This is a genomic window from Proteus appendicitidis (assembly GCF_030271835.1).
In the GTDB taxonomy this organism is placed as follows: Bacteria; Pseudomonadota; Gammaproteobacteria; order Enterobacterales; family Enterobacteriaceae; genus Proteus; species Proteus appendicitidis.
The window spans coordinates 3,851,794-3,874,210 of sequence record NZ_CP127389.1; the positions used below are offsets into that span (position 1 = coordinate 3,851,794).

A 22,417-nucleotide genomic window follows, 5' to 3' on the forward strand; every position below is an offset into this window, starting at 1 on the left:
ATAGGCGATAAAAATAACAACAAATAAATATAAAGATAAAATAGGTAATACTTTATCTATTATTTTTTCAATATCCCTTAAGTCAGTTTAAAATTAAACCCATAAAAAAATAGAAGCAAATTTATATTATATGGCTATTTAATTCGTTCTTATAAATACCTTTATCTAAAGAAAAAACCTAAATAATGTGTAATAAAAAAACGCGATATAACCAATATTGATTATATCACGCCCATTATTTTCGTTCTTTTTACCGACAAATACGGTAATAATAAATACTCTATTAGCGTTTTTTTCCAAATGCAGCGGCTAAAGCATCACCCATTGCACTATTTCCTGCATTATTACCATTATTCATTGGCTGACGGTTACCACGGGCAGGTTTTTGCCCTTTGTTATTTCTAACAGAATTCGAGGTATTTGATGATGATGGTTTTTTATCACTATCACCTGCAACTTCATCTAAGCGCATAGTCAATGCGATGCGCTTACGAGCTAAATCAACCTCAAGAACTTTAACTTTAACAATATCTCCAGTTTTCACCACAGTATGTGGATCTTCAATAAATCGATCAGCTAAAGAAGAAATATGCACCAAGCCATCTTGGTGTACACCGATATCAACGAATGCACCGAAATTAGTCACGTTAGTCACCGTTCCTTCAAGGATCATGCCACTAACTAAGTCATTCATCGTTTCAACACCTTCAGCAAAAGTCGCTGTTTTAAACTCTGGACGTGGGTCGCGCCCCGGTTTCGCTAACTCTTTTAAGATGTCATTAATCGTTGGCAGACCAAACTGCTCCGTAATAAATGCTCTTGCGTCTACTTGTGAAATTAAAGTGCTATTCCCCATTAAATCATCAATTTTTTGATGGGTAGCTTGCAGGATATTTTCAACAACAGGATACGCTTCAGGGTGAACCGTTGAGGCATCAAGCGGATTTTTACCATCTCGAATACGTAAGAAACCAGCACATTGTTCAAAAGCTTTTGGCCCTAAACGCGCCACTTTGAGTAACTGTTTTCTATCAATAAAACGACCATTTTCATCACGCCAGCTAATAATATTTTGAGCAATAGATTGGCTAAGCCCTGCAACACGCGTTAATAACGGTACTGATGCGGTATTTAAGTCAACACCAACGCCATTCACACAGTCTTCAACGACAGTATCAAGTTTTCTCGCTAATAATGTTTGGCTAACATCATGCTGATATTGACCCACACCAATTGATTTAGGATCAATTTTTACAAGTTCAGCCAGAGGATCTTGTAAGCGACGCGCGATAGAAACCGCACCACGGATAGAAACATCTAAATCAGGAAATTCATTAGCGGCAAGCTCTGACGCTGAATACACCGATGCGCCCGCTTCACTAACAATCACTTTTTGCGCTTTCACTTCTGGATAGCGTTTTACTGTTTCAGCAAAAAATCGCTCTGTTTCACGAGAAGCCGTACCATTACCAATCGCCACCAACTCCACATTATGCTTAATACATAACGCAGCTACACTTGCTGCGGCTTTATCCGCTTGTCCTGTATGTGGATAAATTGTATCTGTGGCAATTAATTTGCCCGTGCTATCAACAACCGCAACTTTAACACCCGTACGTAAACCAGGATCAAGCCCCATTGTGGCACGCATGCCGGCAGGCGCTGCCATCAATAAATCATTAAGGTTACGAGCAAAAACATTAATCGCTTCTTCTTCCGCTTTTTCTCGTAATTGGCTCATTAGTTCTGTTTCAATATGCATTAAAACTTTTATGCGCCAAGTCCAACTTACAACAGCTTTACGCCAGCTATCTGCCGGTTGATTATTTAAACGTAACCCTAAATGCTCTGTAACCAGTTGTTCACCGTAGCTCTCTTTGGGGGCTTCTTCAAATTGCGGATCAGGATTAAGTGATAATTGAAGAATACCTTCGTTACGACCACGAAACATGGCTAAAGCACGGTGAGAGGGAACATTAGCAATAGGCTCGTGATGATCAAAATAATCACTAAATTTAGCGCCTTCAGCTTCTTTGCCATCAATCACTTTGGCAACAAGATGCGCATTTTTCCATAAATATTGGCGAACTTTTGCTAATAATCCCGCATCTTCTGAAAAACGTTCCATTAAAATATAACGTGCGCCATCTAAAGCGGCTTTGGTGTCATCAACACCTTTTTCTGCATTGATATAAATAGCCGCTGCTTCTTCTGGATTATTTTGTGGTTCATTCCACAATAAATCAGCTAATGGCTCTAATCCATTTTCAATCGCAATTTGGCCACGAGTACGGCGCTTAGGCTTATAAGGAAGATAGAGATCTTCAAGCTCTGTTTTACTTTGAGTTTCATTAATTGAAGAATGCAGTTCTGGTGTCAGTTTTCCTTGTTCTTCAATTGATTTTAAAATTGTTTGGCGACGATCGTTGAGTTCGCGTAAGTAACCAAGGCGAGTTTCTAGTTGACGTAATTGCGTATCATCTAATCCGCCGGTGACCTCTTTACGATAACGGGCAACAAATGGCACCGTATTCCCTTCATCCAGTAACGTTATAGCCGAAAGGACTTGCTGGGGCTTCACAGATAGCTCATCTGCAATAATTCGGCTTAATGATTCATTCATAAAATATTTACCTACCGAGAGGAATAGTTAAAAAAGATGGCTATTATACACGCAGAGCATTAAAAAAATTTGGCAAAATTCCTATCTAGCTCGACAATTATGAGGAAATTAACAGATTATTTTAACATTCACGCTATAGTACCTTTATGAAATTCAATGTTGATGATAGTTTTTATTCGTAATGGCAAAAAGTAACTATATTACTCGTGATGGCTGGTATGCCTTAGACAAAGAGCTAAAATATCTTTGGAAAGAAGAACGCCCGCGTGTCACACAATCGGTTTCAGAAGCAGCGGCACAAGGTGACCGTTCAGAAAATGCTGAATATATTTATGGAAAGAAGCGATTACGGGAAATTGATAGACGTGTTCGTTTTTTATCAAAACGTCTTGATGAACTAAAAATCGTTGACCCAGATCCGCGCCAAGAAGGAAAAGTCTATTTCGGTGCTTGGGTCACGCTTGAAGATGATGACGAAAATATCAAAACCTTTAGGCTTGTGGGTCCCGATGAATTTGATCCAGCAAAACAGTGGATTTCTATTGATTCCCCTGTTGCTAGAGCGCTTATTGGTAAGCAAGTTGATGATGAAATTAGTGTGCAAACACCAGGTGGTGAAGTTAATTACTGCGTATTATCTATCGAATATCATTCGAAATAAGATAAATAAATAGCTTTATATCCTTTATTAAGACCAATGAACAAGTTTTATCTATAAATTATTAACATTTATTCTTTGGTTTTGGTTTAATATTCTTATCGATGATAGAATTCGCTAATAAATGCATTTGCACTTCGGGAGCTTAAAAAATGCAAGAAAGTTATAAAGTGCTAATCGTAGACGATGATTTACGTCTGCGTTCACTCTTAGAGCGCTATTTGACAGAGCAAGGTTTTCAAATCCGTACTGCCGCAAACGCCGATCAAATGGATCGTCTGCTCACTCGCGAATCTATCCATCTTATTGTGCTCGATTTAATGCTTCCTGGTGAGGATGGCCTCTCTATTTGCCGCCGCTTAAGAAGCCAAAACAACCCTATCCCTATTATTATGGTTACTGCTAAAGGGGAAGAGGTTGATAGAATTGTGGGGCTTGAAATCGGTGCTGACGATTACATCTCAAAACCCTTTAATCCAAGAGAACTACTGGCACGTATTCGCGCAGTTCTTCGTCGCCAAGCAAATGAATTACCTGGCGCACCTTCACAAGATAACGCCATTATCTCTTTTGGTAAGTTCAAGCTAAACCTTGGTACGCGTGAGATGTTCCACGAAGAAGAGCATATGCCTCTGACAAGCGGTGAATTCGCTGTATTAAAAGTACTGGTATCTCACCCTCGCGAGCCACTTTCTCGTGATAAGTTAATGAGCCTTGCTCGTGGTCGTGAATACAGTGCAATGGAGCGTTCAATCGATGTCCAAATTTCGCGTTTACGTCGCATGATTGAAGAAGATCCAACGCATCCTCGCTATATTCAAACAGTTTGGGGACTCGGCTACGTCTTCGTTCCTGATGGAACCAGCGTTCAATGAGAAGGCTGAGGCTTTCACCCCACAATAAACTGACACGTTCGCTATTTCTGGTTATCTCGCTACTTTTTTTTAGCTTGATAGCCAGTTATATCGTTGTGCAACACCTTATTGTGGGACCAAGCCTTCAGCAATTTAATAAAGTTTTAGCGTATGAAATACGTACGTTAATGCCTGAAGAACTGATCCTAGTAGACGGCACCCCGCTAAAAATCTCCCCTGCTTTACGTAATAAAATCTATAACGAACTCGGTGTTTCTTTCTTTGATAAAAATGCTGCACTTGAGGAAGGGCTATATTGGGCCAAAATAGATGATGAATTAAGTGAACAGATGTCTGAATATCTGGGAGGAAAAACCGAGCTATGGATTGAAAATACGCTAGAATACCCAGTCTTATGGGTTAATACGTATATGTCCCCCTCTCTTTGGATCCGCGTTCCACTCACTGAATTAGGGCAAAACTTCTTACTGCCTGTTTACCGACAAGCGATTATTTTTATTATTATCGTTGTTGCTTTTTTCTGGCTTTATAGCCGTTTTCAAAATCGCCCACTCAATGAAGTGGAGTATGCAGCACGTCGCATCGGGAAAGGGGTTATCCCACCGCCTATTCCTGAATCTGGCTCTTCTGAAATGCGCTCAATTATTCGTGCCTTTAACCAGATGTCATCAGGTATTCGCTCATTAGATAATGATAGAACGCTTGTTATGGCAGGTGTTAGCCATGATTTACGTACACCACTGACTCGAATTCGTTTGGCCACTGAAATGATGAGCCCCGAAGATAGTTACCTCGCAGACTCTATCAATAAAGATATCGAAGACTGTGATGCTATTATTGGGCAATTCTTAGACTATATGCGCACAGGTAAAGAGATGTCTTTAGAACTGTGTGATATGAATAATCTATTACGAGAAGTTATTTCAGCTGAATCTAATTCCGGAAAAATCAGCGAAGAGCATCTTCATCCTGAACCCATTAATATCACAGCTAACCCTATTGCTGTAAAACGCGCACTAACCAATATGGTGGTGAATGCTACTCGCTATGGTCATGGCTGGATAAGCGTTTCAAGTGGAAAAGATGAAGAGTATGCGTGGTTCCAAGTTGAAGATGATGGTCCGGGTATTCCACAAGAAGATAGACAACGCCTTTTCCAACCTTTTGTTCAAGGTGAACAAGCACGTAGCTCAACGGGTGCGGGGTTAGGACTATCTATTATTCGTCGTATTATGGATGCTCATGGTGGCTATGTAGAGCTTGATGATAGCGTTAAAGGTGGATTATTAATCCGTGCTAACTTCCCATTAAAAGAGCGCGAAGATGAGGATGATTAGCCCACTCTATTGCAAATATTGAAGTGCTTTTATTACGCTATTTCTCTTCTCATTTCTCTCCTCCTATAAATATTTCATCATTTTTTCGCTTTGTCATAAAACTGTCACAATTAAGACATTTAATTGTCATCAAACTGACCTATTGTCTGTGCGTACCGTAACCGAAGTTGATAGATGTCGAAAATTATTCTACCTATCCCACAGGAGGGATTATGAAACTGATGCGTACCACCCTGACTAGTGTCATTGCCGCTGCGTTTTCAATGACCGCTCTTTCTGCACAGGCAACGACCTCGCTGACTGGTGCTGGCGCAACGTTCCCTGCCCCAGTTTATGCTAAATGGGCAGATTCCTATCAGAAAGAAACGGGTAACAAAATTAACTACCAAGGCATTGGTTCCTCTGGTGGTGTTAAACAAATCATTGCAAATACTGTTGATTTTGGTGCTTCAGATGCGCCATTAGCAGACGACAAATTACAAGCTGACGGTTTATTCCAATTTCCTACCGTCATTGGTGGCGTTGTTATGGCAGTAAATATTCCTGGTATCAAATCAGGTGAACTGACCTTAGATGGCGACACTATCGGTAATATCTATCTAGGCAAGATCCAAAAATGGAACGATCCTGCCATCACTAAGCTCAATCCGGGCGTAAAATTACCAGACCAAAATATTGCGGTTATTCGCCGTGCTGACGGCTCAGGTACATCATTCGTTTTCACTAGCTACTTATCAAAAGTAAATAGTGCATGGAAAGATGAAGTAGGCGCAGGCTCTACCGTAAAATGGCCGACAGGCTTAGGTGGAAAAGGGAATGATGGCATCGCGGCATTCGTTCAACGTGTACCAGGTTCAATTGGTTATGTTGAATATGCTTACGCGAAACAAAACAACCTTGCTTATACTAAATTAGTCACCGCTGACGGCGAAGCAATCGCACCAACCGCTGACAGCTTTAGTGCCGCAGCAAGAAAAATAGATTGGAGCAAAAGCTTTGCACAAGACCTGACTAACCAGAAAGGTGAAAATGCATGGCCGATTACTTCAACTACCTTCATCTTAGTGCATCAAACACAAAAAGATGCCGTAAAAGGTAAAGAAGTACTGAATTTCTTCAACTGGGCTTACGACAAAGGTAATCAGGAAGCGAAAAACCTAGATTACGCGGTATTACCTACCGAAGTTGTAGAACAAATTCGTGCTGCATGGAAAACAAGTATCAAAGACAGTAATGGTAAACCGATTTACTAATAAAACGGCAATCATTAAGAGATAAGTTAACGTTCACCCTCTGCTAAAACAGGGGGTAATAAATTAAAAGAGGCTTTATGGCCGAGCACACAACGGTAATAAAGGCCCCTAGTAAACGAGGGGACGTTATTTTCAGCGCACTAGTTCGTCTAGCTGCGTTGATTACGCTTTTGCTTTTAACAGGTATCATTGTTTCACTGATTTTCGCCTCATGGCCAAGCATTCAACAATTCGGCCTTTCATTCTTATGGTCGAAAGAGTGGGATCCTCCTGCTCAGGAATTTGGCGCACTAGTACCGATTTACGGCACCATTGTGACCTCAGTCATCGCACTGATCATTGCTGTTCCTGTCAGTTTTGGTATCGCTCTGTTCTTAACTGAATTAGCCCCTAATTGGTTAAAACGCCCGTTAGGTATCGCTATTGAGTTACTCGCCGCGATTCCCAGCATTGTTTATGGTATGTGGGGGCTATTTGTCTTTGCACCACTCTTTGCAACCTATTTCCAAGAGCCTGTAGGTAATGTGATGTCTTCCATTCCTATCGTTGGCGAGCTTTTCTCTGGCCCTGCTTTTGGTATTGGTATTCTGGCGGCAGGGGTTATCCTCGCTATCATGATCATTCCTTATATCGCTTCTGTCATGCGTGATGTGTTTGAACAAACGCCTGTCATGATGAAAGAGTCTGCCTACGGTATTGGCTGTACAACATGGGAAGTGATTTGGAATATCGTTCTACCTTATACCCGTAATGGTGTTATCGGCGGTGTTATGCTGGGATTAGGTCGCGCCTTAGGTGAAACCATGGCGGTAACCTTTATCATCGGTAATACCTACCAATTAGATTCCGCATCACTGTTTATGCCAGGAAACAGTATTACCTCTGCATTAGCCAATGAATTTGCGGAAGCCGAAACGGGGTTACATACTGCGGCATTGATGGAATTAGGGCTTATCTTGTTTGTCATCACCTTTATCGTCCTTGCGATTTCTAAGTTTATGACATTACGTTTATCAAAAAATGAAGGAGCGCGCTGATATGTCAAAAACATCCTCTTCTTCATTACAAGTTCAAACAGAAAGCGAACTGCATATACGCCATAAACGCCAGCTTTGGCGTCGTCAAAAAAACCGTATCGCACTGTTTTTATCTGTCTCGACTATGGCATTTGGTCTTTTCTGGCTAACGTGGATTTTATTCTCTACGTTCACCAAAGGCTTTGATGGCATGTCACTGGCACTGTTTACTGAAATGACACCGCCACCAAATACTGATGGTGGTGGATTAGCGAATGCCATTGTCGGTAGTGGATTACTGATTTTATGGGCAACGGTGATTGGAACGCCGTTAGGTATTCTTGCTGGAATTTATCTTGCTGAATATGGTCGTCGTTCATGGCTTGCTGAAACTACACGTTTTATTAATGATATTTTGCTGTCAGCGCCATCAATCGTTGTCGGGCTGTTTGTCTACACCATTGTTGTTGCACAGATGCAGCACTTTTCAGGATGGGCGGGAATTATCGCATTAGCGTTACTGCAAATTCCTATCGTTATTCGTACCACTGAAAATATGTTGAAGTTAGTCCCTGATAGCTTACGCGAAGCTGCTTACGCATTAGGAACACCAAAGTGGAAGATGATCTCTAAAATCACCTTAAAAGCCTCGGTATCAGGCATTATCACGGGTGTCTTATTAGCGATTGCACGTATTGCAGGTGAAACTGCACCACTGCTATTTACTTCACTATCAAATCAATTCTGGAGCACAGACTTAAACGAACCGATAGCTAACTTACCTGTGACTATCTTTAAGTTCGCCATGAGTCCTTTTGCACAATGGCAAGAGCTTGCTTGGGCTGGCGTATTACTTATCACCCTCTGTGTTCTATTTATCAATATTATCGCGCGCGTGCTGTTTGCTAAACGCAAGCACGGTTAACGCAGAAAGTTAAGCAAGAGAGACGTTGAATGATTATGGCTAATGATAACGCAGGAAATAAAATTCAAGTTCGCGATTTGAACTTCTACTACGGTAAATTTCATGCGCTGAAAAATATCTCTTTAGATATTGCCAAAAATAAGGTGACGGCATTTATCGGCCCTTCTGGCTGTGGTAAATCGACCTTACTACGTACTTTTAATAAAATGTATGAGCTTTATGGCGAACAACGCGCAGAAGGCGAAATTTTGCTAGATGGCAATAATATCCTGACAGATAAGCAAGATATCGCACTATTACGCGCCAAAGTCGGCATGGTATTCCAAAAGCCAACACCTTTCCCGATGTCAATTTATGACAACATTGCCTTTGGTGTCCGCTTATTTGAAAAGCTCTCTCGCGCTGATATGGATGAGCGCGTTCAGTGGGCGTTGACCAAAGCCGCATTATGGAACGAAACCAAAGATAAATTACATCAGAGTGGATATAGTCTCTCTGGTGGTCAGCAACAGCGTTTATGTATCGCTCGTGGTATCGCAATCCGTCCTGAAGTTTTATTACTGGATGAACCTTGTTCTGCTCTCGACCCTATCTCTACGGGTCGTATTGAGGAGCTGATTAGTGAACTCAAATCGGAATATACCGTGGTTATCGTGACACATAATATGCAACAAGCGGCACGTTGTTCTGATTACACGGCATTTATGTATTTAGGTGAGTTAATTGAATTTAGCGATACGGATACGTTATTTACGCGTCCTGCGAAAAAACAAACTGAAGATTACATCACTGGGCGTTATGGCTGATAACGAGGCAATTAATGGATAATTTAAATCACAATAAGCATATTTCTGGTCAATTTAATGCTGAGTTAGAGCATATCCGTACTGAGCTGATGGTTATGGGGGGGCTTGTTGAAGAGCAACTGAAAAAAGCCATTACAGCAATGCATAATCAAGACCAAGCATTAGCAAATGACGTTATTCAAGGTGACCATAACGTCAACATGATGGAAGTCGCCATTGATGATGCGTGTATGCGAATTATTGCTAAACGTCAGCCAACAGCGAGTGACTTACGTTTAATTATGGCGATATCAAAAACGATCGCTGAACTAGAACGTATTGGCGATGTTGCTGAAAAAATCTGTAAAACGGCGCTTGAAAAGTTTTCACACCAGCATCAACCTCTGCTTGTGAGCTTAGAATCTTTAGGTCAACACGCCATACAAATGCTGCATGATGTTCTTGATGCCTTTGCACGTATGGACTTGGATGAAGCCGTACGTATTTACCGTGAAGACGCTAAAATTGATAATGAGTATGAAGGTATCGTCCGTCAATTAATGACTTATATGATGGAAGATCCTCGAACCATCCCAAGTGTACTAACCGCACTATTTTGTGCGCGCTCTATTGAACGTATTGGCGACCGTTGCCAGAACATTTGTGAGTTTATTTTCTATTACGTAAAAGGTCATGATTTCCGCCATTTAGGGGGCGACCAAGTAGAAAAAATGCTCACAAAAAGTGACGACAACACCACTAAATAAATTTCTCTCTCTTTTTCTTCTCTTCAAAACAGCGACACTGATGTCGCTGTTTTTTTATTTGTTCATAGATAAACACCGTTCTAGCTCCACCTCTTTTATAGCCTTATTCCTTAAAAGTATATCGATATCAATTTTTATTATTTTATGAACTTAGATCAACTTGATAGCGTGATATGCAACATAACGATGATAATTCTTTTCTTTGGGGTGAATAATGAAACTACGTGTTTTGGCAACGGCATTAATTGCAGGCTCTGTACTTTTCTCTGGTATTGCAAAAGCAGATAAACTCGATGATATAAAAAAAGCAGGTGTCGTACGTATCGCTATCTTTGATAGCAATCCTCCTTTTGGCTTTATTGATCCTCAAACCAAAAAACTCGCAGGTTATGATGCGGATATCGCCAATGAGATCGCCAAAGATTTAGGCGTAAAACTGGAACTACGTCCAACAAACCCAGCAAACCGTATTCCACTGTTAAGTTCTAAGAAAGTCGATTTAATCGCCGCTAACTTCACCATTACCGATGAACGCGCTAAACAAGTTGACTTCTCTGTTCCTTACTTTGCAACCGGTCAAAAATTTATTGCACGTAAAGGCGTTTTAACTAACCCAGAACAAATTCATTCACTGCGTATTGGTGCCGATAAAGGTACTGTTCAAGAGATCACTTTACGTGAACGTTATCCTGACACCAAAGTTATCTCTTATGACGATACTCCTCTTGCTTTCGCTGCATTACGTAACGGTAACGTACAAGCCATCACACAAGATGATGCAAAATTAGTGGGTTTATTAGCAAACCTTCCTGATGCCATTAAAGCCGATTTTGAAGTGTCATCATTTAGCATTACGCGCGAATACCAAGCAGTCGCAGCAGCTAAAGGTGAAGATCGTTTAATTAATGAAATCAATAACACACTATTAAGATTGGAAAAAGAAGGCAAAGCAGACGAGATCTACAATCGTTGGTTTGGCCCTGAAACAAAATCAGCTCAGCCTCGTGGCGATTTCAAATTTGCCCCATTATCAGAGCAAACACCACAATCTTGATCCTTAAAGCGTAATAACTTTCTTCTTTCATTAAAAACAAAGTTATTCCTTTATTAAAACACCTACCCCGCTTCTGCGGGGTTTGGTGTCTACAATAGGTCTATTATATGTTTGAGCAATTTCTTTCACATTACCTTCTGGAGCCACACTATTTAAGCTGGCTCTGGAGCGGTTTTCTCATCACCTTGCTTATCTCTTTTTGGACTATTGTCATTGCAACATTAATGAGCTTCGCCCTTAGTGCTGCAAGAGATAGCACTTTTGCGCCATTACGCTGGTTAGCCACTGTTTATACTTCGCTGTTTCGTAATACGCCACTGTTAGTGCAGTTGTTCTTTTGGTATTTCGCATCAGGAGAGATCCTGCCACAAAGCGCCATGATGTGGTTAAACACACCTCATGAGATTGTATTCTTAGGTGTAACGCTTGCTTGGCCTTCTTTTGAGTTTTTAGCCGGCATTGTAGGTCTGACATTTTACTCAACCCCGTTTATTGCTGAAGAACTAAGAGCAGGTATTCAAGGTGTTAAACAAGGGCAAAAATATGCCTCTTTAGCACTAGGATTAACACAGTGGCAATCGATGCGTTATGTGATTTTACCTCAAGCCTTTCGTATTGCTCTGCCTCCTTTGCTGGGTCAATACATGAATGTGATAAAAAACTCATCACTGACTATGGCTATTGGTGTTGCAGAGCTTTCTTACGCATCAAGACAAGTCGAAACAGAATCATTACGTACTTTCGAAGCCTTTGGTGTCGCAACTATTCTTTATATTGCGGCAATAGCCTTGATGGAAGCTTGGGGACAATGGCATCAGCAACGTAAATTAGCACAAGGGTATTAATATGGACTTTACTGTTATTGCTGATAACTGGCAGTACTTACTCTTTGGTGCTTATCCTGACGGACCTTTAGAAGGTGCAGCGCTAACCGTTTTTATCAGTATTATTGCGGGTATTGCATCTATTATTTTAGGTACATTAGGTGGCATTGCACTGGCAATGCTCAGAGGTGTATGGGTTAACCTTTTTGCGGCTTTTTTAGGCTTTTTCCGTGCTATTCCCGTCATTATGTTGATATTTTGGGTCTATTTTCTATTGCCTGTGGTATTGGGGATGGAAATACCTGAAATCACCACCGTCATTTGTGCGCTCGCTTTAATTACATCGTCTTATATTGCGCATGGTGTCAAAGCAGGTATTTTGGCAATAGGAAAAGGGCAATGGCAGGCGGGATTATCTTTAGGCTTTAATCGCTGGCAAGTGTTGTGGCATATCGTATTGCCACAAGCATTACGCATGATGGTGCCTTCATTTATTAATCAGTGGATAGCTTTAATTAAAGATACTTCATTAGCTTATGTGGTAGGTGTAGGCGAGCTTTCATTCTTAGCCACACAAGTCAATAACCGCAGTATGGTTTATCCGATGGAAGTCTTTTTATTTGTGGCTTTTATCTATTTTATTCTCTGTTTTTCATTGGAAATCATAGCTAATCGGATCAACCGATCATTCTCAATACAAAAAGAAAAACATCCTTTTTGGCAATCCTTATTTTCTTGCAAAAAAATACCATTGAGTGAAAAAGTCATTTAACTAAACGCCTCCCCTAATGGGATCTGTTAGGGGAGGTTAAATAATAAAGATAAAAATCGCCTAGCTCTTAAATTTTTTTAATGTATTTAATCGTAAGATCATATCAAATGCTAAAATAAATTCCTGATGGAGTTTATATTGTCTCTCAATAAAATAAAGATAAACCACTAAAGATAAACTAATAGAATAAATAAGAATAAAATTTTCTGTTATATTAATAACATAAAATAACAAACAGATGAGTAACGTACCTACTGGGATCAACGTCATAAACAATAATATACGAAGAAATAGGCTTCTCTTTTTTATCTCAGAAAAGTCTTCTTCAAAAGAATAGCAAATAATCAATCCCATTAAATAATTAATTTTTCTTGCTTTCGATAATAAAAGCATAATAAACAGAACACTATATAATAATATTATCAATGAAATAATAAATTCAATATTAAGATAACCTTGCTCTAACGAAAAGGCAGCACTTTTATAGAGAGGATGCACAATAGGAAAATTAACTAACAGACTTAAAATAACTTCATTAACAATGATATAAGATATTTTAAATTTTTTTCTGTTACTATTATTCAAAGAAAAGTTATTTAGATAATGAATTGATTTAGTAAAATAAAATTTTATTACAACACTCATAAATAGCCATATCATCATCGGCGATAACAAAAAGCCAATAAAAATAATCACATATATTTGATTACCATAATTAACTTCTATTAAATAAGAGATACTAAGAAAACTTGTAATCACAACAATTATATAAAATAGTGAGAAAATAAAAAACCGATAAGGTGTTTTATTACTATATTCATATTCTTTAATGTTATTTTTAAAATAAAACTTCTCAGAGAACGTACAATATAACCAATATATTCGCTCATTTGTAATAGCACTCAAAAAGATCACTATAAAAATAGCAAAATTACCAATAAATAATTCCCAGTAACTTAGAACAGTATAATTATTAATAAAGCATAAACTTAATACGCTCGAGGCAACATAAATCGGAATTAACATAGAGTAATGATGCGATTGTGCATAATAATGATAATTAGGTAACATTATCGCTCCTATATATAAGATGATTAAATATAATCATTAAAATGCAGTATATTTTTATCTTTTAAAGAACATGAACTTTTAGCCAAATAATAGAGTGATCGTTTATCGCCAAGCTCTATAAAATTTTTATATCCTAAACTCCCCCACAACGCCATTGTTGCAGTCCATTTAACGGTTTCTGTCAGTTGATTGACTAAGTTTTGCTTTATCGTCTCAATATCTGTCGTTACATCAGCCGAAACATTCATCACCACGGGTTTATGGGGTATTGAAAATGGGATTTGTTGCAAAAAATGAGCGAGTAGTTTTTTACCCTCTCTCATTAATTCAGTATGCCAAGCGCCATTAACGGCTAATTTACTGGCTTCTATTTTCATTTTAACTAATTGATTAACGACCTTACGCACACTTTCATACTCTCCACCAATCACTTGGTAAAGCTCGCTATTATCACAACAAACATTTACCAATGTAGCCATATTTTGTTGTTCAATAAGGGCAGATAAAGTCTGATAAGAGCAGCCTTTAACCACATACATAGCCCCTTTTTTATTTGTAGCCAACTGTTGCATTATTGAAGCGCGGTAATTAATTAGCTTAAATACAGATTCAAGTCCAATCACATTCGCGGCGAATAGCGCTGAATATTCACCCGCACTATGACCTGCGTATCCAGCCTCATTAACGCAACAACGTTCGCGCAATAAATAAAGAGTGGCGATATTGATCGTTGTTATCGCCACTTGTTGATAGTGAGTTTGTATCAACTTATTCATCGGCCCTTTTAAACAAATAGCCCTTACATCAAACCCAGCGATTTCACTCGCACAATTCCAAACCCATTTTATCGATGGAGAATCGCTATACGCTCTATTTCCCATACCTAAATAAGGCATACCTTGACCGGGAAAAAATAAAATCATTTCTTCTTTTTGATGATATTCTCTGTCTGTTAACGGCATATAATACTCCTAAATATTAATATTATTTTTTAAACTTATTTAAATAGTGACTTATTTTAAAAGTAGATACACAAGAGGCTGTTATCGCGGAGAAAAGCAGTAACAAAGGTATTTTTAACATAACATCATATTGCCATAACCAAGAAATCATTATTGGATAGCTGTTATCATCTGATATTTTAATATTAATTTGCCTTATATTAACCAACCAAGATAATAAATTCCCAATTAATAATATTGATATTGAAATAGCTATTACTATAAAAATAGCCAACAAAATAAATAGACGAGAAAAACTGCCCCTCCAAATACCTATTTTATTAAATTCAATAATATCGTTTATAGATTTCTTGATGCTAATGACAACTATTTTCTTTATTATAAGATAAGAAAAAACAGTAATAACACTATATAGAAATATAATTGACCAATTAAAGAAGGTCATTATAGATACAATATAATCTTTCCTTTCCATAGCTGAAACAATCTTCAAATTTAAGGATTTTTCTTTATTTATTTTCTCTATTATTGATATAACACTATCAATATAATAACTATTTTTTAATAAAATATTTATTCTACTTACATTTTTATTCTTTTTTAAATCTTGGATAGTTTCCAATGGAATTTTAATAGTTGCATAAGGGTAAGCCTTTATTTGCGTTTTAAAAATACCACGGACATAAGTTGGTAGGACTATTTTTTTATTTTCATGATTAACAAATATAACGTTAACCCAATCACCATAATTTATATTTATAGAGCTAGCCATAATTTTATCTACGGTGATTTCTGTTTTTTTGATATTAGATAACTCACTTCCTAAAGTAGTTAGATCGTATGCCCCTATAGATAATAATAACTGAGGTTCAATCGCTAGCCCCCAAAAAAACATAATTTTTTTATTAATTAAATTTTCCACCGCCCCTAAAAAAATAATTTGAGGTGAGATTATCTGTATTTTTCCTGATAGTTCAACATTCTTTGTTAATAAATCGATAATCTCTTCAGCATTTGTTATTTCTAAATAGCTATTTTTATCATCAATATTATTTTTATTCTCTTTCTTATATATTTCGATATGACCAAAATTAGAATATGCAACTTGTTCTTTTAATAAAAAATAGATGTGATTATAAAAGCCATGATAAAGAAATGTCACCACAGAAAGTAATGTAAGAAAACATAAACTTCGATAAAAATAACCAATTGAACGATAGAACAAGCCTAAAGTATACTTTATATAAAACCAAGATAATGAAATAGAAAGTAACATTATAAATATAATTACTGTGATAAATATAATAATATTTTCCATTAATTACTCTCTAATGTCAGAGGCTGAATAACCGCGGTTTTTTCAATAGGTAACCACGGAGGAACGCCTGTTAAACCATATTTAGCCATTATTTTATGCGCTTCACTTTCTTTAAGTAATTGGGCTATTGCACTCTCTGCTTGTGAAAACTGATGACAACCCCATAATGACCGTATATACATATATTTGATCATTGGAATAAGATCAGCACTTATATTGTTATTTTCAAATAATTGCTGACTATCCTTTTTAGCAATAACACAGCGTCCTAAATCGTGAGGTGTAAAGGCATCCATTCTTAATCGTAAATAAGCTAATCGCCAATTATCTGGATTTTCTTCCACTGCTTCATCAAGATAAAAAAACGCCTGTTTTATTGCCCTTGCAGCCTGAGAATAATACTTACTGTTATGATAAAATTCAGATAAAAAGACACTTGCATACCCATAAATTATTTTATCAAATTGATTATTATTTTTTTTAATATCATTATCTAAATCTGAAATTAATTTTGTCAATTTAGAACTTTCAGTAAAATTATTTAACGATATAAAGATAAAAAAATGATTATTAATATTTCTATTATTTGCTTTACTCTCTACTTGAAGAAGAAATAGTAACATCAGAATCAAAACTACAGTAATATTGTTAACGCTTCTCCTCATCATATAATTCTCCATTTTTAAGTCTCATAATATTATTCACATCCAAAACGGAGCAATGACAACTCGTTGTTAATAATATTGGCATTGATAGCTCAGTGTGTATTTTTAATAATATTTGAATAAAATCATAAAAATTATCTTGATTGAAATTACCATTATTATAATTAGCAATAATACACTTCGGTTTTTTCGCCAAAACTCTAGCGAAAGCCACTTTTAATAATTGTTCTGATGATAGTCTTTTTAGTCTCTGATGATAAAGTTTTTCTATCCCCATAAATTTAAGTGAATTTATAATTTGACACTCTCTGTTTTTTTTATATTTATAGTTTAATATTGAATAATAAATATTATCAAACACGCTATAATCATTAAAAAAATAGTTATTTCTAGAAATAAAACCGATCATCTCATTTCTTAATAATGCACGCTGTTTTTCATTCAATGAATGTAAATAAAATCCTGATAAATAAGCATCGCCAGTATATTTAATATCGATACCTGAAATAATACTAATCAACGCGTCTTCTTCATTATCATACTGATATTTAATTAATGTAAAATCATCATTATTTATATTAAACGTGATGTTTTTTAATATGCTTTTTTGATTACTCTTATCACCAACGCGCTTATTAATATTAGAGAGAGAAATCAATGCTATTTGAGACGCTTTTTTTATTACACTCATAAATTACCCTACTATTGCTTCCAACAATCAAGTAGCCAAGTGCCATTTTCTCCATCAAATGCACTCAAAATATGATGTGAGGAAGAACCTCCTATTTTTTGTAAATGATCAAACATAAGAACAGGCGTGATAAATCCACTATCACCATAAAGGCGGTTTAAAAAATAACGATTAATATGAGAGGGTAACATTGACAATGTTGCTTCTAGAATAGAAATATATCTATAAGTTAGTAAAGCAGCAGTATAAATTGACTTAGTATTTTCATTAATTAATTCATCCCACTCATTCCTTAGTTTTTTTATTGCCTTTCTTTTATTTTTATCAATAGAAAAATATCGATTAATATAAATAGAAATATCTGATCGCACTTTTTTACTTACAATAATACAAGCCACTCTTTCAATACTGTTGATATGATTAAGTGTTTTGGGTTTAAAAAAAGAGGCTAATGGTTGTCTGTCTATTTCACTAAAAGATAAAATAGGTATGGCTCGAAAACCGCCACAAATAAAAATATTATCCAAAAGAGCACTATTAATTAATTTTTGTGCTAATAGTAATGCTGACATCATGCCATTACGTTCACCTCTTATCTTACAAGAGAAATTTTTGATGCTATATTTTTTTATGATATTTCTAGGAATAATATTAAGAGTAAAAGCATCTCTTAAGCTATCAATCTGCTCAAAAGCGGTTAATTCTCCCCATGCATCAATATAAATAATGCCATTTCTCTCTTTTTTTAATTGAAATTGTGACTGAGTATCTAAACAAGAAAATGCTTGATCAACTACGTTCTCTATCGCATATAAATAGGGGCGACAATTTGTTTTTCTTATTCCCTCACGTAAGTACATATCATAATTGACCCCATAGCGTTGAAAACTCCAACTCGTTTCTCCGCTCTTTTTAACGGCCAAACGTAACATATGTGATTCCCATACGTTGTACCATGAAGGAATAAAAGGCATAAGTGGCTCTTGTGGCTCGTAAAAAGCATAAGCCGCCACATTAATGGCTTCAGAGGATATTAATAGGCTCATCTTTGATCCTTATTTGCCATTAATATCATGGCAATAATAGAACCATCCATACCTAAACCTATTTTTAATACTGGTTTGGCATTATATTTTACACACCCTTGATTTACTAAAAAATGAAGCCCCATAGCATCATCTATTGGATAGTGTGTATTAGATGAGATCAGCCTATTATTTTTTAATGAATCAGCGATAATCATTAAATCAATAATACCAGAGCAATTAGAAACATAGCCTATCTGCCCTTTATAACTAATAATGGGAATAGGCTGTTTAAAAATATTAGCAATCGCTATTGTTTCAGCTTTATCACTAATAATCGAACCATTGCCATGAATAAAAATGGCGCCTATATCACTCGGAAGATAATGGCTAATATCAAGAAGCTGTGAAATAGCTTTTGATATTGTATAAAAATTAAATAATGTTCCTCCCATTGCGCGTTCAGCATTACTTTGCATAAAACGGGTATGGCTGATATAAGCGGGAGCTAGGTATTTTCTGGCGTGAGTATGTTGTTGATTTTCTAAAATTATGACTGCATAACCGTCTGATAAAGTGACTCCATCACTATATTTACTCAGCGGTTGAGCATATTCTTCGACCAACATACCTTGGCTATCCATAAAAGCAATATCTTGCAAAAGTAGGCTATTCCACGATAAAACAACCACAAAATCAGCCATATCTTGGCTTATTTCATTATGCCCTATGTGGACAGCCATTAATGCAGAGTTACTGGCACAATAAATAGGGATAGGTGGAAAATCTAACTGATATTCAGTAAACAATTTATTTGCTAATTCATCCTGCGCATAAGATGTCGCATGTAGTGATTTTATTTGTGGAGAATATTGAACATCTTCCACATCATTTTTATCATAAAATCCTTGATAATCAATAAAATCTGCTCTTGGACCGTGCCCTGCAAGATACATTTTTACGCGTGAGCAACGAAACTTTTCAAGAGTTATATTGGCGCGTCTAAGGCTGTTGTTAATTAATCGCGTTAGCTTTTCAAAAATATTATTTTCTTTATTCTTATATTGGATAACCGCAGGATTGTGATTAAGTTTAAAATATTCTGTAAAATAATCGTCGGTAAAATACTTTTCTGTTTTAATGGGTGATTTTGATAATAACTGTTCAGAAAGTAGATTAAAATTGGCCATTGAAGGTAAATCTATTTCCCATCCACTTATTGCAACATTTTTCATAAAAATTTCCTTATGATAATTGCATAGTGATTTCCCCCTTCTGATGAGCCAATAATTAAAGCATTTTTTATTCGCTTATTTATGGGTTGAGTAACAAAATTAATATCATCAGCAATAAAATTTTCTGTATAAGGAATAGGAATAATGTTGCTACTTTCCATCATATGAATAACTAAAGAGAGTGCTAATATTCCAGAGCACGATTCGACTAAGCCAAAAAAAGCATTATAATTCACCACAGGCACAACATTAGCCCCTTGATAGAATATTTGCCGAATCGCTTTTATTTCAACGCAATCATTCTCTTTATTTCCATCACTAGTACCACAGATAAGATCAATCTCTTCAAAACTAAGTTGCGCCTCGGATAATGCTTGTTTAATTGCTTTACATAGCGCTGCCACTCTATCGGGAATATTTTCATCTTCTAAAAAAGCATTATCATTCGCTTTACCATAGCCTATAATTTCAGCATAAATTTTAGCACCACGATTGCGGGCATATTCCTTATCTTCAAGAAATAACATACAAGCACCCTCACCGGGGATATAGCCTGTTTTCGTGTTAGAGTAAACCTGATAATCTGTTGTGTTCGTGGTCAGATTCACTTTCTTACTCATCGCTTGAAAATAGAGCGAAATTGAGCTGAAATGCTCATCAGCCCCACCAACAATCACTTGAGGCTGTAAATCTTGTCTAATAATTTCATAGCCATAGGTTAATGCACCTAATGCAGCATTCACTCCCGTTGCCAAGGTGGTTGTATACCCTTTGATCCCCTCAGTAATAGCACAAAATGTTGATACTGCACTCATTAACGTGCCTGGAAACTCTGAAGTTCTTACTTTTTTAGGATCTGGGATTAAACTTTGTAAATAGCGATTAACGGTACTTTGTGGCCCTTTTGACATGCCTAAAATAAAGCCTAAATCATCACCATTACGTTTAATTTTTCGTCTAGCATCAGCGAGTGCTTCATTTAACGCTAATAGTGCATAAGTGCCACTAGGAATAGCTTTTCTAGGATCATAACAACGTAATAATTTTTTCGGATTAGCCCCAGTAATAGCATGATAAAAAGCGCTATTATTCAAACGATCATCGATATTAGGATCAAAATAAGGATGTCCTAATGATTGCTCAAAATCGTTATCTTTTATCACTACGGACATTAATTTATCGATATCTTTTTGCACATCATTATCAAATACAATTTTTTTTAATGTCCCTTGTTTTCCGGATAAAATAGCCGATATCATTTCCATTACATTATTTCCAATGGATGTAATAGCCCCTATTCCGCTAATAACAACACGTTTTGCTTTATATTCTTTCGTTTTTTTATCTGTAATATAAGGGCTAGCAATAATAGAGCAATTATTTCCTCCAAAGGCATAATTATTTTTCATAAATAATTTTACTTTTTTATCTTGAAATAAATTCGGCACATAATTTAAATCACAGGTATGTCTTGGCTGAGTGAAATTTAACGTTGGTGGGATTTTATCTTCGGCTAAACTAATAAAGCAGGCTATGATTTCAACGATACCTGCAGCACCAATATTATGCCCCACATAAGATTTTGTGGAGCTTAATGGAATACTATCAATATTAGGAAATACTTTTTTCATCGACATTGTTTCAATGCGATCATTTGCTTCTGTTCCTGTGCCATGTACATTAATATAATCGATATCATTAGGAGTAATACCCGCATTATCTAAAGCTTTGCGCATGACTTGTACGGCACCATTTCCTCGTGGATCGGGGCCAGTTTCATGATAAGCATCACAAGAAGTAGCATAAGAAATAATTTCACCATACATTGTTGCTCCACGAGCGACTGCATGTTCATAGTCTTCCAAAACTAATGCGCCAGCACCTTCGCCAATTGACATACCTGGCGTACCAGAAAAGGGAGAAGTTGGCGTAGTTTTCATCACGTTTAATGCATAAAAACCAGCAAAGGTAGGGAGATAAATAGGTTCTGTACCTACAGCTAAAACAACTGGATTTTTTCCATTTTGGATATAATCATAACCCATGCCAATTGCATTAGAGCTTGCTGTACATGCTGTCGCAACTAACTCAACGCCGCCTCGCAAGCCCAGTAAACTTGAGACACTGGAGCAACAAGATGAGAACCCTCCTGATAAAATGGCCTTTTTAATAGAAAAATCATCAATATGCTGTTCAAACAGAGGTAAAAAAGCTTCAGTACCCGCAGAAGAGACACCAACGATCATTGCCGTGTTATCTAATATCGTTTTATTTTCTGCTAAACCTGCTTGTAGTAGCGCTTCATAGCAGACTCGATATGCCCACAATGCCGCATTATCTAATGATCTAGCAATATGTTCAGGTATATCTGAATAATCTAGTGGCATCTCAATTTCAGATGCATTGGCATTTTCAAACCATTTTAAATAACGTTTACTTGGCTTAATATTACACTGCCTATTAAAAAGAACTTGTTTAAATTGAGGTACATCTTTAGCTAAAGATGATAAAATCCCCATTCCGGTTATTACAACCCGACGGCGTCTACTATTCATGGTAAT

The 22,417-nt window shown here is 36.7% G+C and carries 20 protein-coding genes; 11 read left to right on the plus strand and 9 right to left on the minus strand.

Features of this window, described 5'->3' with window-relative positions; genetic code table 11:
• Positions 1-283 precede the first annotated feature (283 nt).
• Positions 284-2,623, minus strand: a complete 2,340-nt coding sequence (locus QQS39_RS17575; protein ID WP_285805060.1) for a Tex family protein — start codon at positions 2,621-2,623, stop codon at positions 284-286.
• 181 nt (positions 2,624-2,804) lie between these two features.
• Here QQS39_RS17575 and greB point away from each other — a divergent pair, with 181 nt between their 5' ends.
• The 11 genes from greB (at position 2,805) to QQS39_RS17630 (ending at position 12,889) form a co-directional block, all read left to right on the plus strand.
• Positions 2,805-3,284, plus strand: coding sequence for a transcription elongation factor GreB (gene greB, locus QQS39_RS17580; protein ID WP_151436353.1), 480 nt, complete (start codon positions 2,805-2,807; stop codon positions 3,282-3,284).
• A gap of 149 nt (positions 3,285-3,433) precedes the next feature.
• Positions 3,434-4,156: an osmolarity response regulator transcription factor OmpR gene (ompR, locus tag QQS39_RS17585; RefSeq protein ID WP_023583230.1), complete on the plus strand. Its 723-nt coding sequence runs from the start codon at positions 3,434-3,436 to the stop codon at positions 4,154-4,156.
• A complete protein-coding gene (gene envZ / locus QQS39_RS17590; RefSeq protein ID WP_151436354.1) occupies positions 4,153-5,493 on the plus strand; it encodes a two-component system sensor histidine kinase EnvZ in 1,341 nt (446 codons plus the stop codon). Before ompR ends, envZ begins: the two co-directional genes overlap by 4 nt.
• Before the next feature lie 212 nt (positions 5,494-5,705).
• On the plus strand, positions 5,706-6,746 hold the full coding sequence (gene pstS, locus QQS39_RS17595) for a phosphate ABC transporter substrate-binding protein PstS (RefSeq protein ID WP_109373686.1): 1,041 nt from the start codon (positions 5,706-5,708) through the stop codon (positions 6,744-6,746).
• Between the two features lie 77 nt (positions 6,747-6,823).
• Positions 6,824-7,783, plus strand: coding sequence for a phosphate ABC transporter permease PstC (gene pstC / locus QQS39_RS17600; protein WP_151436355.1), 960 nt, complete (start codon positions 6,824-6,826; stop codon positions 7,781-7,783).
• A 1-nt stretch (position 7,784) separates the two neighbouring features.
• Positions 7,785-8,687: a phosphate ABC transporter permease PstA gene (gene pstA / locus QQS39_RS17605; protein WP_285805061.1), complete on the plus strand. Its 903-nt coding sequence runs from the start codon at positions 7,785-7,787 to the stop codon at positions 8,685-8,687.
• A 29-nt stretch (positions 8,688-8,716) separates the two neighbouring features.
• Complete coding sequence (gene pstB / locus QQS39_RS17610; RefSeq protein WP_006534565.1) at positions 8,717-9,493, plus strand: phosphate ABC transporter ATP-binding protein PstB; 777 nt, start codon at positions 8,717-8,719, stop codon at positions 9,491-9,493.
• A 14-nt stretch (positions 9,494-9,507) separates the two neighbouring features.
• Positions 9,508-10,239, plus strand: a complete 732-nt coding sequence (gene phoU, locus QQS39_RS17615; RefSeq protein ID WP_196734962.1) for a phosphate signaling complex protein PhoU — start codon at positions 9,508-9,510, stop codon at positions 10,237-10,239.
• 214 nt (positions 10,240-10,453) lie between these two features.
• On the plus strand, positions 10,454-11,293 hold the full coding sequence (locus QQS39_RS17620; RefSeq protein WP_151436358.1) for an ABC transporter substrate-binding protein: 840 nt from the start codon (positions 10,454-10,456) through the stop codon (positions 11,291-11,293).
• A 107-nt stretch (positions 11,294-11,400) separates the two neighbouring features.
• Complete coding sequence (locus QQS39_RS17625) at positions 11,401-12,138, plus strand: amino acid ABC transporter permease (protein ID WP_196569702.1); 738 nt, start codon at positions 11,401-11,403, stop codon at positions 12,136-12,138.
• A 1-nt stretch (position 12,139) separates the two neighbouring features.
• Complete coding sequence (locus tag QQS39_RS17630; protein WP_151436360.1) at positions 12,140-12,889, plus strand: amino acid ABC transporter permease; 750 nt, start codon at positions 12,140-12,142, stop codon at positions 12,887-12,889.
• A gap of 60 nt (positions 12,890-12,949) precedes the next feature.
• On the opposite strand, the gene QQS39_RS17635 is transcribed toward QQS39_RS17630, so the two are convergent.
• Genes QQS39_RS17635 through QQS39_RS17670 form a run of 8 tightly spaced genes read right to left on the minus strand, consistent with a single transcriptional unit; the run spans position 12,950 to position 22,411 of the window.
• The gene (locus tag QQS39_RS17635) at positions 12,950-13,960 is read right to left on the minus strand and encodes a hypothetical protein (RefSeq protein WP_285805062.1); all 1,011 of its coding nucleotides are present in this window, start codon (positions 13,958-13,960) and stop codon (positions 12,950-12,952) included.
• Positions 13,961-13,983: 23 nt separating this feature from the next.
• Positions 13,984-14,922, minus strand: coding sequence for an ACP S-malonyltransferase (locus QQS39_RS17640; RefSeq protein ID WP_285805063.1), 939 nt, complete (start codon positions 14,920-14,922; stop codon positions 13,984-13,986).
• A gap of 22 nt (positions 14,923-14,944) precedes the next feature.
• Positions 14,945-16,240: an ABC transporter permease family protein gene (locus QQS39_RS17645; protein WP_285805064.1), complete on the minus strand. Its 1,296-nt coding sequence runs from the start codon at positions 16,238-16,240 to the stop codon at positions 14,945-14,947.
• Positions 16,240-16,908 carry a hypothetical protein gene (locus tag QQS39_RS17650; RefSeq protein WP_285805065.1) on the minus strand — a complete coding sequence of 223 codons (669 nt, stop codon included), beginning with the start codon at positions 16,906-16,908 and terminating at the stop codon, positions 16,240-16,242. Before QQS39_RS17650 ends, QQS39_RS17645 begins: the two co-directional genes overlap by 1 nt.
• The gene (locus QQS39_RS17655) at positions 16,889-17,596 is read right to left on the minus strand and encodes an ATP-binding cassette domain-containing protein (protein ID WP_285805066.1); all 708 of its coding nucleotides are present in this window, start codon (positions 17,594-17,596) and stop codon (positions 16,889-16,891) included. The genes QQS39_RS17650 and QQS39_RS17655 overlap by 20 nt, the downstream gene beginning before the upstream one ends.
• Before the next feature lie 11 nt (positions 17,597-17,607).
• The gene (locus tag QQS39_RS17660) at positions 17,608-18,642 is read right to left on the minus strand and encodes an ATP-binding protein (protein WP_285805067.1); all 1,035 of its coding nucleotides are present in this window, start codon (positions 18,640-18,642) and stop codon (positions 17,608-17,610) included.
• Positions 18,639-19,856, minus strand: coding sequence for a beta-ketoacyl synthase N-terminal-like domain-containing protein (locus QQS39_RS17665; protein ID WP_285805068.1), 1,218 nt, complete (start codon positions 19,854-19,856; stop codon positions 18,639-18,641). Before QQS39_RS17665 ends, QQS39_RS17660 begins: the two co-directional genes overlap by 4 nt.
• Positions 19,853-22,411 (minus strand): beta-ketoacyl-[acyl-carrier-protein] synthase family protein, encoded by a 2,559-nt coding sequence (locus QQS39_RS17670; RefSeq protein ID WP_285805069.1) that lies wholly within the window; start codon positions 22,409-22,411, stop codon positions 19,853-19,855. The genes QQS39_RS17665 and QQS39_RS17670 overlap by 4 nt, the downstream gene beginning before the upstream one ends.
• Positions 22,412-22,417 lie beyond the last annotated feature (6 nt).

Bases quoted from the DNA above. Each gene is read 5' to 3' on its own strand.
- QQS39_RS17575 (WP_285805060.1), bottom strand. From the start codon at position 2,623: ATGAATGAATCATTAAGCCGAATTATTGCAGATGAGCTATCTGTGAAG.
- greB (WP_151436353.1), top strand. From the start codon at position 2,805: ATGGCAAAAAGTAACTATATTACTCGTGATGGCTGGTATGCCTTAGAC.
- ompR (WP_023583230.1), top strand. From the start codon at position 3,434: ATGCAAGAAAGTTATAAAGTGCTAATCGTAGACGATGATTTACGTCTG.
- envZ (WP_151436354.1), top strand. From the start codon at position 4,153: ATGAGAAGGCTGAGGCTTTCACCCCACAATAAACTGACACGTTCGCTA.
- pstS (WP_109373686.1), top strand. From the start codon at position 5,706: ATGAAACTGATGCGTACCACCCTGACTAGTGTCATTGCCGCTGCGTTT.
- pstC (WP_151436355.1), top strand. From the start codon at position 6,824: ATGGCCGAGCACACAACGGTAATAAAGGCCCCTAGTAAACGAGGGGAC.
- pstA (WP_285805061.1), top strand. From the start codon at position 7,785: ATGTCAAAAACATCCTCTTCTTCATTACAAGTTCAAACAGAAAGCGAA.
- pstB (WP_006534565.1), top strand. From the start codon at position 8,717: ATGATTATGGCTAATGATAACGCAGGAAATAAAATTCAAGTTCGCGAT.
- phoU (WP_196734962.1), top strand. From the start codon at position 9,508: ATGGATAATTTAAATCACAATAAGCATATTTCTGGTCAATTTAATGCT.
- QQS39_RS17620 (WP_151436358.1), top strand. From the start codon at position 10,454: ATGAAACTACGTGTTTTGGCAACGGCATTAATTGCAGGCTCTGTACTT.
- QQS39_RS17625 (WP_196569702.1), top strand. From the start codon at position 11,401: ATGTTTGAGCAATTTCTTTCACATTACCTTCTGGAGCCACACTATTTA.
- QQS39_RS17630 (WP_151436360.1), top strand. From the start codon at position 12,140: ATGGACTTTACTGTTATTGCTGATAACTGGCAGTACTTACTCTTTGGT.
- QQS39_RS17635 (WP_285805062.1), bottom strand. From the start codon at position 13,960: ATGTTACCTAATTATCATTATTATGCACAATCGCATCATTACTCTATG.
- QQS39_RS17640 (WP_285805063.1), bottom strand. From the start codon at position 14,922: ATGCCGTTAACAGACAGAGAATATCATCAAAAAGAAGAAATGATTTTA.
- QQS39_RS17645 (WP_285805064.1), bottom strand. From the start codon at position 16,240: ATGGAAAATATTATTATATTTATCACAGTAATTATATTTATAATGTTA.
- QQS39_RS17650 (WP_285805065.1), bottom strand. From the start codon at position 16,908: ATGATGAGGAGAAGCGTTAACAATATTACTGTAGTTTTGATTCTGATG.
- QQS39_RS17655 (WP_285805066.1), bottom strand. From the start codon at position 17,596: ATGAGTGTAATAAAAAAAGCGTCTCAAATAGCATTGATTTCTCTCTCT.
- QQS39_RS17660 (WP_285805067.1), bottom strand. From the start codon at position 18,642: ATGAGCCTATTAATATCCTCTGAAGCCATTAATGTGGCGGCTTATGCT.
- QQS39_RS17665 (WP_285805068.1), bottom strand. From the start codon at position 19,856: ATGAAAAATGTTGCAATAAGTGGATGGGAAATAGATTTACCTTCAATG.
- QQS39_RS17670 (WP_285805069.1), bottom strand. From the start codon at position 22,411: ATGAATAGTAGACGCCGTCGGGTTGTAATAACCGGAATGGGGATTTTA.